Genomic DNA, 14395 nt, shown 5'->3' on the forward strand with positions numbered 1-14395 from the left:
AATTATTCAAACTCCCTTTGAGGACCGGACATTTCCGCCGGTTTGTATTTGGACATAAGGAAACTCAAGTTTTTAGATAATACATTTCTTGTGTATCCCGGTAAAATGATGGAGGAAACGGATCCAAGGGAAAGAGCCTCTTTTGGATTCATAAGTTCCTTTTCATAACGTTGGCCAATTTCGAAAAGTTTGGCATCACGAATGGAAGCGGCTTCCTTATCACTCATTCCTTTTTTCAGATTCGCCAAAAATTCTTTTTGGACTCCTGTGATTTCATCTTTGTAAACATACTCTTTTCCTGCAGGACCCATTACCGCAATCCTTGCAGTCGGAAGTGCAAACACCATGGATGCTCCCGTAAAATAAGAGTTAAAAGTTGCATAAGCACCACCAAACGCATTACGAATGATGAGTGTGAGTCTTGGAGTTCTAAGGTCAATGATGGAATCGAGAAGTTTTCTACCTTCGAGAACGATACCATTATGTTCTTGGTCACGTCCTGGTAAAAATCCTGTTGTATCTTCCACAAAAACCATAGGGATATTGTATAGGTTACAGAATCTAACAAAACGAGTTCCCTTACGAGAAGCTCCGATATCAATCTGGCCCGAAGAAACAGCAGAGTTATTGGCAAGAAAACCAACCACATGGCCCCCAATACGACCAAAAGCAGTTACAATGTTTCTTGCTCTTTGTGGTTGTAATTCAAAGAACTCACCATGGTCACAGATTTGTTGTAAATAAAGAGTGATATCAAATGGAGTGTTCATTCCTGTTGGGGAATTGAAGGTTTTTCTAAAAAGGATATCTTCTTCGTAAATAAATCTGTCCACAGGGTCTGAGGTAGGATAAAAGGGCGCAAAACTATGGTTATTGTCTGGAAGGTAAGATAATAAACGAATCGCAGTTCGAAGTGATCCTAACTCATCGCCTGTGACAAGATCCACTACACCGGATTGTCCGTGAACCTTTGGTCCACCCAAATCCTCTGCAGAGATGTCTTCACCAAGAACGGACTTTACAACACCAGGTCCTGTCAGACCAAAGAAGGTTCCATCACACTGGATCATAAAAGATCCTTGGCGCGGAAGGTAAGCTCCCCCACCCGCATTGAAACCAAACATGAGCATCACAGAAGGAACCACACCGCTGATCTTTCGAAGTGCGGTAAAGGCTTCCGAATATCCGTCTAGTCCACCCACTCCCGCAGGAACATAAGCACCCGCAGAGTCATTCATACCGATGAGTGGAATTCCATGAGTTCCCGCCATCTGGATGAGACGAGCGAGTTTACTTCCGTTTGTGGCATCCATGGAACCAGCACGAAGGGTAAAGTCATGTCCGTAGACCGCAACATCGCGACCTTTGATATTTAAAATTCCAGTAACAATCGAGGCACCGTCTAAATTGGGTCCCCAGTTTTGGTAAGTGATATTAGGTTCTTCATCAGTAAGGACTTTGATTCTCTCCCAAACCGTCATACGGTTTTTGGAATGTTGGACGCGGATTCGATCTTCTCCGCCTCCTAGGAATGGTTTCTCGATGAGTTCCTTTCCGAGTTTGAGAGCATCATCATAAATTCCGGCTTGAGTTTCCGGAGCCTTGGTTTCTTTGAACGGGTTGTTTAGGGAATACTGCTTGGTTTCCATAAGTTTTTTTCCAATGTTTTGTTTAGGATCACTTAGAAAAGTGATTTTTACTGTAGGGCAGAGTCTAAATCAGGATAAATTGTAAATAGCTGCTGCATTCCAATGATATCGAATACTTTCTCTACTGCAGGTTGTAATCCGCAGATAGAAATGCTTATTTTTTGCTCTTGGCAAAGGCGAAGTGTTGTGACGAGCAACCGAAGTCCTGCAGAAGAGATAAAGGGAACATCACTCAAATTGAAAATGACCGGTTTCCCAGCGGCACCAACAAGGGCCATCAAATCCTTTTCAATTTTATGTGTATTGTGAACATCCAAATTGCCTTGGACATATACAACCATCTTGTTTCCAACTGCTTCCGAATGGATTCCAATTTTGTCTTCGTTCATACGATTGTTTTCTCCAAATAGGTTATGTTCTGTTTCCCGTTGAAGTCATAGGACACTTTGTCCATGAGAGTCTCCATTAGATAAACGCCAAATCCACCCTTCCGTTCCCCTTTTACATTGGCTTCCACGGAAGGTTTAGGAACTTTTTTTCTGTCAAAGGGTTTCCCCTCGTCAATGAGAACAACCTTGAGATTGTCTCCTATGAGTTCTAACCGACATTCAAAACTTGGATGGTCTAGTTCTGTGTCTTTGTAACTATGCATGACGATATTGGTCGCTGCTTCATCCAAAGATATCAAAATATCATCAAAGGCAAAAGGTTTTGTGATTTTGCCTTCTAAATGTTCTGAAATAAAATCGCGGAGACGGGGAATCTCATCCGGTAAAGCCGGGAAAATCCGAGTAGCTTCAAAACTAGTCACTTCAGCAAATTTAAGAATCATTACAGTAAAGTCATCGTATTGTTCATCGGAACGAGAAAACTTACGGATATCATCATAAACATCTTCCACGATTTTTTGTGAGGATTCGTCTCTCCTTTGAATGATAAATTCAATGAACCGGTCGAGGCCATACTCTTCCTCTTCTGGATTTTTTTCCTCAATGGCTCCATCGGTATAAAAGACCAAAATGTCACCTGGTTCAATTTGGATCTCGCCCCCCTGGTAGTTAGTATGAGGAACCACTCCGAGAGGAGCCCCCTTTCCTTTGAGGAGTTCAAAACTTCCATCTTTACGAATCCAAATTTGATCATTATGACCTGCGGATGCAAATTTTAAAGTTCTGGTCCGCCTTTGGTAATTTAAAAGGAATAATGTCACAAACATCCCTGACTGCGAATCCTCATAAATCAATTGGTTGGCCCGAAAGAGAAGTTCTGATGGGGATAGGTCTGTGGTTCGAGAAAGGGTTCGAATGATCGAACTCGACATGGCCATAAATATGGCGGCGGGCAAACTTTTCCCCGAAACATCAGCCACTAAAAAGGAAAACTGGTCTTCCCCAAACGAATGGAAATCATAAAAGTCACCTGACACCTCTTTGGCGGCAACTGACATCACTCCTAAATCAAAAAGAGGAGATTGTAATAAGGAATTAGGAAGAATATTATTTTGGATTTTTCGAGTAATTTCAATTTCTTTTTCAATCGACTTCTTTGTGATGATCTCTTGGTTGAGTCGAAGGTTTTCATAAGCCTTTGCTAGTGGCGAAGACAGAGTTTTTAACATACGAAGGTCTGTTTCATTAAAGGAGTGGGCAGATTGTTTTCCACTCACATAAAGCGCAGCTCTTAAGTTTCCACCCCGAGGGGCGATGGGAAGGATAAGGAAATTTTTCTTTAATGTATAAAACTCTAATTCTAAAAACGATTCTTCTAATTGCGGCGATACTACGGCCATCCTCGGATTCCCCGACTCCATAAGACTTAGGAAAAGTCGACTCTCCGGCATAGGGAAAAAGGATTCACGAACAATACCTAGTTGCCTTGCATAAACCTGAATGCGGTTTTTATTTTTTTCCTCAATGATGACCATACCTGCGTCTTCGCATGACAATTCTTTGGTGAGAATACTCAAAGTTTTTGACATGAGACCCAATTCATCATGGGACTCGAGGACGGCTTGACCCAAATCAAAGATAGATTCCAAAGTACTTAGTTTTTGTTTTAATTCTAAGTTGGTTACATTTAGATTGTCGAGTAACCTAGTTTTCTGAATGGCAACTGCACAGGCACTAGCGAAGGACAAAAAAGTATCTATATCGTCTTGGCTAAAATTATTTCGATCGATGGTATTAATGGCTTCAATAACACCGATAACCTCATCTCCAACAATCAGTGGACTTGCGAGAATATTTCGAGTGATGAAATTGGAAGCCTTGTCTACGTCTCGAAAAACGCGGTTATCGTTTTGCGCGTCATTGATGATCATCGGTTGTTTGGTAACCGCCACCGTTCCCGCAATCCCTTGCCCCACGGGAACCTTGATTTTGGATACTTCTTCCCTTTTTTCCCCCGTTACCGTGTGAAAAACCAAGTATTCCTTTTTATCATCTAACAAAAGTAAGGAACTTGCCTCTGTTCGGAAAACAGATTTTGCCGATTCCATTACCATCACGAGAACTTGTTCCAAATCAACACTGGTATTGATAAGAACTGCAACTCGGATAATTTCTTCCAAAAAATACTGAAGTCTATTATTGTTATTATGGATATTGGCGTTGTCGATTAGTAGAAGAATCGAAGTGGTTAAAGAATTAAAAAATTCAGGCCCCGCTTCAGAAAGGACGGTGTCCTTAAAAAGAGCATTTAAATTAGCACTAAAGTAGTTGATTAAATCCAAATCTTGTTCAGAAAAATTCTGAAAGTGTTTGATCCCTTCTAAAACCAGAACCCCGAGGGCCATGTCCCCCATTTCATCTCCCACATAACAGGCAATATAAGACTCTCCAATGGGGCCGTCTGCGTCTTTTAGATGGGTTCCTTTTTTAACAAGAATACTTTTACGAGTTTTGAAAACATGTTTGGCGATGGAACCAGCACTGGATTTATCACCAATCAAACCGAAACGACTGAGGTTCCCCCTTTCGTTTCGAAAATAGAAAGAAGCTGATTTTGCAGAAACAAGTCGTTTTGCCTGGCCCAGGATAAAATGGTACAAGTCATCCAGTTCAGAAGACGAAGAAAGGTAAAATCCACCTTCTTCATTTTTTCGGATGATCGGCGGAAGCGGGCTCGGTTTCAATGGTTTAATCTTTGTTAAATTTTAGTGATTCTTCTCTTAATTTACGATTTGCATCTTCCAGTGATTTAATTTTGTCAAATGCGGACATTAGTTCATCGCGACTGAGGTTTGAGACCATTGAACTTGCTTGGACAGTTTCTTTAGCTTCTCTTAGTTCCATTCTAGAGTAATCAATGATTTGTTCATACATACGAATGATTTCGTCTGCATTTGCTAATTCTTGTTCGTTTAGTCTAAGAACCTTTTCATAGCCTTTGATGATATCTGATTGGATTTTCAGTTTTTTAGTCAGTTCTTCTACCGTATCTTGTCCCATAACGTCTCTGGTTCCTTAGCCATTTTGGGATTCTGTTGACAAGCAAACGCGGTCACCCACCTTGGATTAGCACAAGGGGACGTAGCTCAGTTGGGAGAGCGTTTGAATGGCATTCAAAAGGTCGGGGGTTCGATTCCCCTCGTCTCCAAAATCCCTCCCGAGATTTCAGCGTTCTAACCCTCCCCTGTCAAATTCTTTTTCGTTGGAACAGGAGATCACTTGATCAATCAGTGACCTTTTCCAATCTATTCCATATTAGATTATGGCTGTTAGAAAAATCCTGAAGATTGGCAATCCCTTACTCCGTCAAACGAGCGAAGACGTAACCGAATCCGAAATCCAAACCAAGGATTTCAAAAAACTGATTCGCGATATGTTTGAAACCATGCGTCATGCAGAAGGTGTGGGTCTTGCCGCACCCCAAATTGGTGTGATGAAAAAATTGGTCGTCGTGGGTCAAGACGATGACAACGGTAGGTATCCAGGAACTCCTGAAGTTCCGAACCAAATCATCCTAAACCCAGAAATCACTCCTCTTTCTCCTCCAGGAGAAGGGTTTTGGGAAGGTTGCCTTTCTGTTCCAGGGATGCGTGGTTTTGTAGAAAGACCCGATAAAATTCGAATGAAATGGAGAGATGAAAATTTCCAGGAACACGAAGAAATCATCGAAGGTTATCGTGCAATTGTTTTACAACATGAATGCGATCATTTATTCGGAGTACTCTACGTCGACCGACTCAAAAGTACAAAGTTATTCGGATATAATGAAGACATTGATACCGCAGGTAAGTTGTTAGATTAAATAGTTTTTTCTCTCCCTTTAGGAGTTATATGGGCACATCCATTGTTGAGTATTTTCTTTCGAAGAGTTTATTCGTAAACCTTCTTACATTCCTCATCCTCCTAGTGGGTGGGTTCACAGCGGCGACAATGAACCGAGAAGCTTTCCCCAATATCAATTTTGATATTGTCACGGTCACCTCAGTCTATCCAGGTGCGGCCCCTGCGGATGTAGAGAAGTTAGTTACCAAACCGTTAGAAGATGCAATCAAAGAAGTGGATGGAATTAAAGAATTTCGATCTGCTTCCCTGGAAAATCGTTCGGGAATTGTGATCACCATTGACCCTAATACCAAAAACACACAAAAAGTCGTCGATGATCTAAAGTCAGCCATTGACCGAATCCAAGACTTACCAGAAGATGTAGAAGACCCGATTGTGACAGAGATCACAACTGCAAGGCAACCGGTTATAGAAATCCACTTATCTTCTACGATTACAAACGACAAACCCCGACTTAGTGCAAAAGAGTTAAGAGACCAAGCAAAGATCTTAGAGGAAAAGTTAAAGGACTTACCGTCCGTCGCAAGAATCACCAAACGTGGTTGGCGAGAACGAGAAATGAAAGTGGATTTAGATCCTGATAAATTGAAGGCTCTTTCTTTATCTTCCACTCAAGTCATCAATGCACTTAGACTTCGAAATATCAATTTCCCCGGCGGTAATATCAATGAACGTACAAGAGAAATTATTGTACGTACCGTAGGAGAATTTGATAGTGCAGAAGAAATTGAAAATGTTTTTGTTCGTTCCAATGATGCCGGACGTTCCGTACGAATAAGAGATGTAGCTCGGGTTACGGAAGGATTTGAAGACTCCGATTATTTAGACAAATCCAATGGAGACATTGCCATAGCTCTCACCGTCATCAAAAGAGAAAAAGCAGATGCGATTGCTGTGGTGGATGAATCCAAATTGGTTGTGGAAGAATTTATCAAAACCACTGGTGGATCAGTCAAACATGCCTTTGTCAACGATCTCTCCAAATACATCCGTAGACGACTCGGGGTTTTGACTTCCAATGCAGTTTCGGGACTCATTCTAGTAACAGCTTCCTTATTTGTGTTTCTCGGTTGGAGAATGGCTCTGATGACAGCCCTAGGGATTCCCATCTCCATCGCAATGACCTTCGTTGCCATGAATTATATGGGTCTCACTTTGAATTTAATTTCAATGATGGGACTCATCATTGTTGTTGGAATTCTCGTGGATGATGCCATCATCATTTGTGAAAACGTCTATCGCCACTTGGAACTAGGAGAAGAACCCTTTGAAGCAGCCATGCGAGGAACAAGCGAAGTACTAGCGCCGGTCACAGCGACAGTCACCACAACCATTGCAGCTTTTGGACCCATGCTTTTTATGACGGGGATCTTTGGAAAGTTTATCCACTCCATCCCTCTCGTTGTCATTCTCTCTTTATGTAGCTCCTTATTTGAAGCCTTCTTTATGCTACCTTCTCACTTGTACGATGTGAGTAAAACCACCGATATGAAGGGCGAAGTCAAAGAAGAATCACATTGGTTTGTTAAGTTTAAAGAAAATACATACTTACCTCTTCTTGCTTTTGCTTTAAAAAATCGATGGAAGATGGTCGGTCTTCTGATGGGGCTTTTTGTCTTTTCGATTGCCATCCAAGTGAAATTTGGAAAATTCAAACTTTTTCCGGGTGCCATTGAAACCTTTCAAATTAGAGTCACTGCAGAAACAGGCCTAAAATTAGAAGAAACTGATCGGTTCATTCGTGCGATTGAAGATGCCGTGGGGAAACTCCCGGATGGAGAAGTAGAAAATTATATTTCACGAGTGGGAATCATCCAAAAAGATCCCAACGACCCATTCACAAAACGTGGAAAAAATTATGCACAAGTGATGGTGTATTTAACCCCTGATGACAACAGAGAAAGGTCCACTGAAAAGATCATCGAAGTAGTCCGCCAAAACACCAAATTCATGTTAAATGAAAGAGCCTTACTCCAACTAGAAGAAAAACTGGCAAAAGAAAATATAAACCAAGAGCAAGGAACGAGTCTTCCAAACTCTGATCTTCCTGCAGAATTCCTTCCCTTAAAAGGAAAACTTGTTAATTTGGAATTTGAGAAACTCGCAGGTGGTCCTCCTGTAGGAAAACCTGTTGCCATCGAAATCAAAGGGGATGATTTTGCCACCTTACTTAAGATTGGTGCTGAGTTCAAAACAGCTCTCGCTAAAATCAATGGAGTCACAGATATCGGGGACGATTTTAATGAAGGAAAAGATGAGATCAGAGTTTCTGTAGATGGATCCCTTGCCTCTTTTGCAGGAGTCAGTGTTCAATCTGTTTCTCTTGCGATTAACACTGCCTTACAAGGAACCGTATCTACTAAGATCAAACGTGCTGATGAAGAGGTTGATGTGCGGGTTCGTTTTCCCGAAGAATATAGAGCTTCCCTCGCCCACTTAAACAAAGTATATGTAAATAATCTTACGGGAAATTTAATTCCAGTTTCTCGACTTACCAGTTATGATCGAAATCCTGGACGTGCTTCAATCAATCACTTGGACGGGAAACGCCTCTTAACAGTGACATCAAATATTGATGAAACCGTTTCCACCTCCAGACAAGTAAATTTAGAAGCGAAAAAACTCACAGAAGGAATCATCAATAAATATCCAGGATATTCGGTTCGGTTTTCCGGCGAGAACAAAGACACGGAAGAATCGATGGCATCTTTAGGGAGAGCATTTCTTGTGGGACTACTCATCATCTACATGATCCTTGCTTCTCTATTTCGTTCTCTTGCACAACCACTCATCGTGATGAGTGCGATTCCTTTTGCTGTGATTGGAGTGATTTTTGCTTTTTTACTCCATGGCCAACCATTTTCCTTCTTAGCATTCCTCGGGATCATTGGACTTGCGGGAGTAGTTGTCAACGACTCCATTGTTCTTGTGGATTGTGCCAACCAACTTCGTCTGGAGGACCCAAGTAAGTCCACTTTTGATTTACTTGTCGAGGCAGGAAGTATTCGCCTAAGAGCCGTAATACTAACGACAGTCACAACGGTTCTCGGGCTTTTACCAACGGCTTATGGAATTGGCGGAAAGGATCCTTTCCTTGTACCAATGGCATTGGCATTTGGATGGGGGCTCGCTTTTGCGACATTTATCACCCTAATTATGGTACCAGTATTCTATTTAAATCTTTACACATTTAAAGATTGGATTATGGCAAAATTTCAGTCGAGAAAGAAACGATATGTTTAAGGACTAATCCTTTTTATCATTTAAAACTTCTGACAAGGTGACAAATTTATATCCTTTTTCTTTCATACGCTCAATGAAAGTGGGAAGGATATAAATTAATTTATCAAACTTTCTTGGTCCACCCAAATGCATTAGAATGATGGCACCGTTCATTCCGTTCGAATCAGCTTTTTCCCAGTTTTCCAAGAAAGTTAATGTTTCCTCTCCCGTTTTGTAGTGAGGATTTCGAACCACTTCCTTTTTCCCTTTGGACGTTTTTTTATAAAGGAATTGTTTACTGATATAGTCCGGCAAATCAAGAGAACCTTTTGAATTATTTGACCACATGATATGGTCCGTATAACCAAGACTTGCATGAGCATCTAAAATCAATTGGCTGAGAGCACCATAAGGCAAACGGTAGTATTTCTTTAACTCTTGCTTGGTGAGTGAATGATAAATATCCTCTACTCTTTTTAACTCTTCTGCCATTCGAGGTAAGTCAAGAACTGATTTAGAAAGGTATTCAAGAACCGTTCTTTTTTTTAAGGAGGTTTCTGTCACCGATCGTTGGTAATTAAAATGAGACCAGGTATGGTTTCCAAATTCCACTGATCCGGTTTTGGCCATTTTTTTAATATAATCTAAATTATTACGAATGAAAAAAGATCCATTGATATCAGAAGGTCTTTCATTCGAAAGAAAGAGTGTCACTTTGATTTTATGTTCTTTGATATAATTGTACAGAACAGGAAGTTCTTCTCCTGTTGCTAAATCAAAGGTAAGAGCAATTTCTTTTTGAGATTCGTTTCCCCTCAGGATATTACGACCTTTGGTATTCTGACTTACCTCTTTTAGAAATTGGATATTTTCTTCGACTTGTTTGGCAAGTTCTGTATCAGGTTCTGCATCACCGGCAAGAGCATTTTCTTCCCTTAACTGCTCTTGGTACATAAGCGAAAAAAGTGATTGTTCGAGTTCTCTTAAGTTCTTTTCTTTTTCTTTGACTTCGGTCTCAAGTTTGCTCACACTAAAACTTAGATAAAGTAAATACCCACAAAGAACAAGGACGGTGACCCCAACGAAAGTTAAGGCAGAAACAAACGCAAACTTTCTTAACTTTTTTGCAAATAATCTGTCTTTCTCGATGTCCTGGGAAAGTTCATGAACGATATCTTGAATTTCCTTTTCTTCGTTTGTCGGATCGAGGGACATGAGGGTATGGCTTTTCCTTACTACCTAATATCGGATATGGATCAGTCGTTCTAAAAGCCTAACCATCTCTTTAAGTCTTTATCTTTAAAAATTTTCCCTTCTTCCCTTGGCGGATCAGGTATTCCTTTCCCTTTTCCAAAGCAAGGGAAGGATCAGTGATTTTTTCCTCATCTAGATACAAACCACCGGCCTGAACAAGCCTACGCCCTTCGGAAACACTCGGGATGAATTTCAACTGGGAGAGAACATAAACAAGAAGCGGAGGTTTTTCTGCAAAATAAGAAGAGTCGAGAGTTTCTGTTGGAATCTCATCTGGAAGTGCTCTGTTTTTGGTATTGTGAATGGCAGTCCACTCTTCCACGGCTTTTCTATTTTCTTCTGACGGATGAAGCTGGTCCATGATTAGGAGAGCCAGTTCCGTTTTGACTTCCTTAGGATGGAGAGATTTGGAACGAATCCCCTCCTTCCTTTTTTCCATTTCCGAAAGCGGAAGGTCAGTCAAAAGTTCAAAATAATTCCACATGAGATCATCCGAAATCGACATGACTTTGCCGTACATATCAATTGGCTTTTCAGTCACTCCCACATAGTTTCCGAGGGACTTGGACATTTTTTTAACACCATCAAGACCAACAAGTAGTGGCAAAGTAATGACAGACTGAGGTTTTTGTCCGTATTCTCTTTGTAAGTCACGACCAACTAACATATTAAATTTTTGGTCGGTTCCTCCAAGTTCTACATCGGCTTTCATCGCAACAGAATCATACCCTTGGACAAGCGGGTATAAAAATTCAATCATGGAAATGGGAGTTCCAGCTTTATGACGTTTGGTGAAGTCATCTCTTTCTAACATTCTAGAAACGGTGTATTTGGATGTTAAAACTAAAACATCTTCAAACTTCATCTCCGAACACCAATGGGAGTTATACATAATTTTTGTTTTTTGAGAATCTAGAATTTTAAAAACTTGGTTTTGGTAGGTTTTGGAATTTTCTAAAACTTCTTCTTTGGAAAGACGTTTTCTCGTTTCTGACTTTCCTGTTGGATCTCCAATCATCGCAGTAAAATCGCCAAGCATAAAACAAACCTCGTGTCCAAGGTCTTGAAAGTGTTTTAGTTTTCGTAACAATACAAAATGACCCAAATGTAAATCAGGAGCTGTAGGATCAAAACCGGCTTTGATGGTAAGGGAAGGTTTTGATTTCAATTTTTCGAGTAGTTCTGCTTCGCTAATGATCTCGACAGTACCTCGGCGAATGGTATCTAATTCTTGGTTCAATTCTCTTTCAGTTTTCATAACAAATTCAAAAATTTTCGATGGTCGAAATGGTGACTTTTGACAATACTAACCGTAGAATCTCTATAGGCAACCACCAAAGTACGTAAAAACCCTTATGAATCATTTAGATGAAAGAAAACAAACGCTAAAACAATTAGAATCAACTGGCTACGATGTCTTAGTACTCGGCGGAGGGGCAACTGGATCCGGCACTGCTCTGGATGCTAGTTTGCGGGGATACAAAGTCGCCCTTTTAGAAAAACAAGATTTCTCTGCAGGAACTAGTTCTCGTTCTACAAAACTCATCCATGGTGGGGTTCGGTATTTGGCTCAGTTCCATTTTAAATTGATTTACGAAGCGTTGTCAGAAAGAAAACGCCTCCTTTTCAATGCACCGCATCTCGTAAAACCTTTGCAGTTTGTTTTACCAACATATGTTTGGTGGGAAAAACCTTTTTTCTCCATTGGACTCACAATGTATGATATCCTTGCCGGAAGGTCTGTAGTTCCAGGACACGAAAGGATCTCAAAAGCTACGGCGATCGATTATTTTGCCTCCATCAAAAAAGAAAAACTGAGAGGTGGAATTTCTTATTATGATGCGCAGTTCAACGACTCAAGACTCAATGTCACTACCATCCGCGCTGCCAAAGAAAATGGAGCGGATATACTTTCACGAATGGAAGTGGTATCTTTTTTGAAAGATTCTAATGGAAAAATCATTGGTGTTACTGCAAAAGATCTCATCACAAAAAAGAAAATTAACATCAAAGCAAAAGTAGTCGCAAACACCACCGGAGTTTGGATTGATTCCTTAAGAAAACTAGATGATCCCAAGGCAGAAAATGTCCTGGCACCAAGCCAAGGAATCCACCTTGTCTTTGATAAAACAAAGTTACCTTGTCGTACGGCAATGATCATTCCGAAAACTGCAGATGGACGAGTGGTATTTGTCATCCCTTGGGAAGGGAAGGTCCTTCTCGGAACCACCGACACAGCCATTCAAAAAATTGAAGAAGAACCACTACCTTTGCAGTCGGAAGTGGAATTTTTATTAAAAACAGGAAATGATTATTTAGATACCAAATTAACCAAAGATGATATTGAATCTGTGTTTTCTGGCCTTCGTCCTCTGATCTCCACTGGAGGTAAAAAAGATACAAAGTCGATTTCGAGAGAAGAAGCCATTCTTGTATCAAACTCTGGTCTTGTGACCATGTCTGGAGGTAAGTGGTCTACCTTTCGTAAAATGGCAGAAGACCTGACGGATAAGCTAATTTCCGTAGGAAACCTAGCCAAAAAAATGAAATGTGTTACCGCAAGTTTTGCTTTCCCAGGAGCGGATGGATATTCCAAACACTTAGTAGCAAAAATCCAAACCATGTATGATCTTTCTTATGAAACAGCAGTTCGTCTGGTGGATGCTTATGGTGGAGAAGTTTCCTTTATCCTCGGCAAAAATCCTAAGGAAATCAAAAAAGGATCTGGATACTTTCTAGAAGAAATCAAACATTTTGTGAAAAAGGAATTTGCTCTTTCTGTTACTGATGTCCTTTCTCGAAGATGGCGAGTTGTCTTTTTGGATTTAAAATTAGCGGAGTCTTTAGCAAGTCCTGTGGCTAATGCCCTTGCAAAAGAACTTGGTTGGAAGGATACGGAGAAAAAGGCATCCTTAAATGAACTCACGAGTCATATCAAGGATTTAAAGAAAACAATCGCATAACAGAAATATGCTACCAGAACGTTAAAAGCAGCATATTCAAACAGCTGACTCAATCTACGATAGGTAGGTTTGCTTAGAAATAGTAAACTTACCTCTATTTAATTAAACCCGACAAATCAATGCCGAATACATGAAAGAGATGCAATTAAAAATATCACTTCTTTGATGCTGGCTGTGGAGGTGGGGGTGTATTTGGCTTAGCACTGGAGGAGACAATATTTTTAATATTTCCTTTCATTATACCTTCTGTAATTGGCTTCAATTGACCATTATAAGCACTTGCAGTTTTCTTATTCTCAGACATATGGCTTCTCGACCTCAATAAAACGGTTGTTCTATAGAATACATACCATCGGTTAATGATAAGTATACTGAATTTAGAGTGTAAAGAACTTTTCTACCACTCAAAGAATAGACTGACACATCTGATAAAAATAGCTCTCTTTTCGATCCAGAGTCGGAAAAAGCCTCAATTTTTCCAAAATAAGTTAGGGATTGGTTATAATCCCTAATCCAAACCCATTCAACATTATCAGAATTCAAATAGTGAGACCAAATATCGTCGTCCCCAGATTTATTGGTAATGTGCAAAACCCTATTTGCAAAACGTAAAAGGATTTTCCGCTGGTAAACGTAAGTATAAAGGAAAGAAGATAAAATGGCAATTACTGAACTATAGAATATTTCCTCCGAATTCACAACAAAGGTACGATCAACTAAACTTTCCCAGAGACCAACAAATAGTCTTCCATCATGAATATAACCTTCAGGAACTCCGAAAAATATGTGCAATGAAATTTTTACCGCGTGAACCAGCTGGTAAAAAACTTCTAAGATCATGTAGTTTGATAATCCAAAAACTGCGGATAATACAAAAAAATAGAAATTTGTATATTCTTTATGTGTACTTAAATAGCGAAATAATAGCGTCGTTAAAAATCCTGGAGTTAAAACGATTATTATCCGTATCGCTAGATCCGAAATTTCCATTTCACGATCATTAGAAGTATAAATA

General features: G+C 40.1%; 10 protein-coding genes and 1 tRNA gene. 4 read left to right on the forward strand and 7 right to left on the reverse strand.

Features of this window, described 5'->3' with window-relative positions:
- Positions 1 to 2: 2 nt before the first annotated feature.
- From CH361_RS07205 to CH361_RS07220, 4 genes are read right to left on the reverse strand one after another with little or no spacing between them, the layout of a single operon-like run.
- Complete coding sequence (locus tag CH361_RS07205; RefSeq protein ID WP_100790164.1) at positions 3 to 1649, reverse strand: acyl-CoA carboxylase subunit beta; 1647 nt, start codon at positions 1647 to 1649, stop codon at positions 3 to 5.
- Positions 1650 to 1696: 47 nt separating this feature from the next.
- Entirely contained in the window at positions 1697 to 2038 is a 342-nt protein-coding gene (locus CH361_RS07210; protein ID WP_100790165.1) for an STAS domain-containing protein, read from the reverse strand.
- On the reverse strand, positions 2035 to 4782 hold the full coding sequence (locus CH361_RS07215; protein WP_100790166.1) for a SpoIIE family protein phosphatase: 2748 nt from the start codon (positions 4780 to 4782) through the stop codon (positions 2035 to 2037). Before CH361_RS07215 ends, CH361_RS07210 begins: the two co-directional genes overlap by 4 nt.
- A 4-nt stretch (positions 4783 to 4786) precedes the next feature.
- The gene (locus CH361_RS07220; protein ID WP_004788640.1) at positions 4787 to 5098 is read right to left on the reverse strand and encodes a hypothetical protein; all 312 of its coding nucleotides are present in this window, start codon (positions 5096 to 5098) and stop codon (positions 4787 to 4789) included.
- A gap of 75 nt (positions 5099 to 5173) precedes the next feature.
- On the opposite strand from CH361_RS07220, the gene CH361_RS07225 reads away from it, so the two are divergent.
- From CH361_RS07225 to CH361_RS07235, 3 genes are all read left to right on the forward strand, one after another.
- Positions 5174 to 5246, forward strand: a tRNA-Ala gene (locus CH361_RS07225).
- A gap of 114 nt (positions 5247 to 5360) precedes the next feature.
- Positions 5361 to 5900 (forward strand): peptide deformylase, encoded by a 540-nt coding sequence (def, locus tag CH361_RS07230; protein WP_100790167.1) that lies wholly within the window; start codon positions 5361 to 5363, stop codon positions 5898 to 5900.
- A 29-nt stretch (positions 5901 to 5929) separates the two neighbouring features.
- Complete coding sequence (locus CH361_RS07235; RefSeq protein WP_100790168.1) at positions 5930 to 9184, forward strand: efflux RND transporter permease subunit; 3255 nt, start codon at positions 5930 to 5932, stop codon at positions 9182 to 9184.
- Positions 9185 to 9187: 3 nt separating this feature from the next.
- Here CH361_RS07235 and CH361_RS07240 read toward each other — a convergent pair whose 3' ends face one another.
- Together CH361_RS07240 and tyrS are read right to left on the reverse strand one after the other, a co-directional pair.
- Positions 9188 to 10378, reverse strand: coding sequence for a polysaccharide deacetylase family protein (locus CH361_RS07240; RefSeq protein ID WP_100790169.1), 1191 nt, complete (start codon positions 10376 to 10378; stop codon positions 9188 to 9190).
- 70 nt (positions 10379 to 10448) lie between these two features.
- Entirely contained in the window at positions 10449 to 11675 is a 1227-nt protein-coding gene (gene tyrS / locus CH361_RS07245; protein ID WP_100790170.1) for a tyrosine--tRNA ligase, read from the reverse strand.
- Positions 11676 to 11772: 97 nt separating this feature from the next.
- On the opposite strand from tyrS, the gene CH361_RS07250 reads away from it, so the two are divergent.
- A complete protein-coding gene (locus CH361_RS07250) occupies positions 11773 to 13380 on the forward strand; it encodes a glycerol-3-phosphate dehydrogenase/oxidase (protein ID WP_100790171.1) in 1608 nt (535 codons plus the stop codon).
- Between the two features lie 318 nt (positions 13381 to 13698).
- On the opposite strand, the gene CH361_RS07255 is transcribed toward CH361_RS07250, so the two are convergent.
- The gene (locus CH361_RS07255; RefSeq protein WP_100790172.1) at positions 13699 to 14370 is read right to left on the reverse strand and encodes a hypothetical protein; all 672 of its coding nucleotides are present in this window, start codon (positions 14368 to 14370) and stop codon (positions 13699 to 13701) included.
- Positions 14371 to 14395 lie beyond the last annotated feature (25 nt).

The organism is Leptospira brenneri (genome assembly GCF_002812125.1).
Taxonomy (GTDB): domain Bacteria; phylum Spirochaetota; class Leptospiria; order Leptospirales; family Leptospiraceae; genus Leptospira_A; species Leptospira_A brenneri.

Excerpts from the sequence above, each read along its gene's own strand:
- CH361_RS07205 (WP_100790164.1), bottom strand. The coding sequence starts at position 1,649 with ATGGAAACCAAGCAGTATTCCCTAAACAACCCGTTCAAAGAAACCAAG.
- CH361_RS07210 (WP_100790165.1), bottom strand. The coding sequence starts at position 2,038 with ATGAACGAAGACAAAATTGGAATCCATTCGGAAGCAGTTGGAAACAAG.
- CH361_RS07220 (WP_004788640.1), bottom strand. The coding sequence starts at position 5,098 with ATGGGACAAGATACGGTAGAAGAACTGACTAAAAAACTGAAAATCCAA.
- def (WP_100790167.1), top strand. The coding sequence starts at position 5,361 with ATGGCTGTTAGAAAAATCCTGAAGATTGGCAATCCCTTACTCCGTCAA.
- CH361_RS07235 (WP_100790168.1), top strand. The coding sequence starts at position 5,930 with ATGGGCACATCCATTGTTGAGTATTTTCTTTCGAAGAGTTTATTCGTA.
- CH361_RS07240 (WP_100790169.1), bottom strand. The coding sequence starts at position 10,378 with ATGTCCCTCGATCCGACAAACGAAGAAAAGGAAATTCAAGATATCGTT.
- tyrS (WP_100790170.1), bottom strand. The coding sequence starts at position 11,675 with ATGAAAACTGAAAGAGAATTGAACCAAGAATTAGATACCATTCGCCGA.
- CH361_RS07250 (WP_100790171.1), top strand. The coding sequence starts at position 11,773 with ATGAATCATTTAGATGAAAGAAAACAAACGCTAAAACAATTAGAATCA.
- CH361_RS07255 (WP_100790172.1), bottom strand. The coding sequence starts at position 14,370 with ATGGAAATTTCGGATCTAGCGATACGGATAATAATCGTTTTAACTCCA.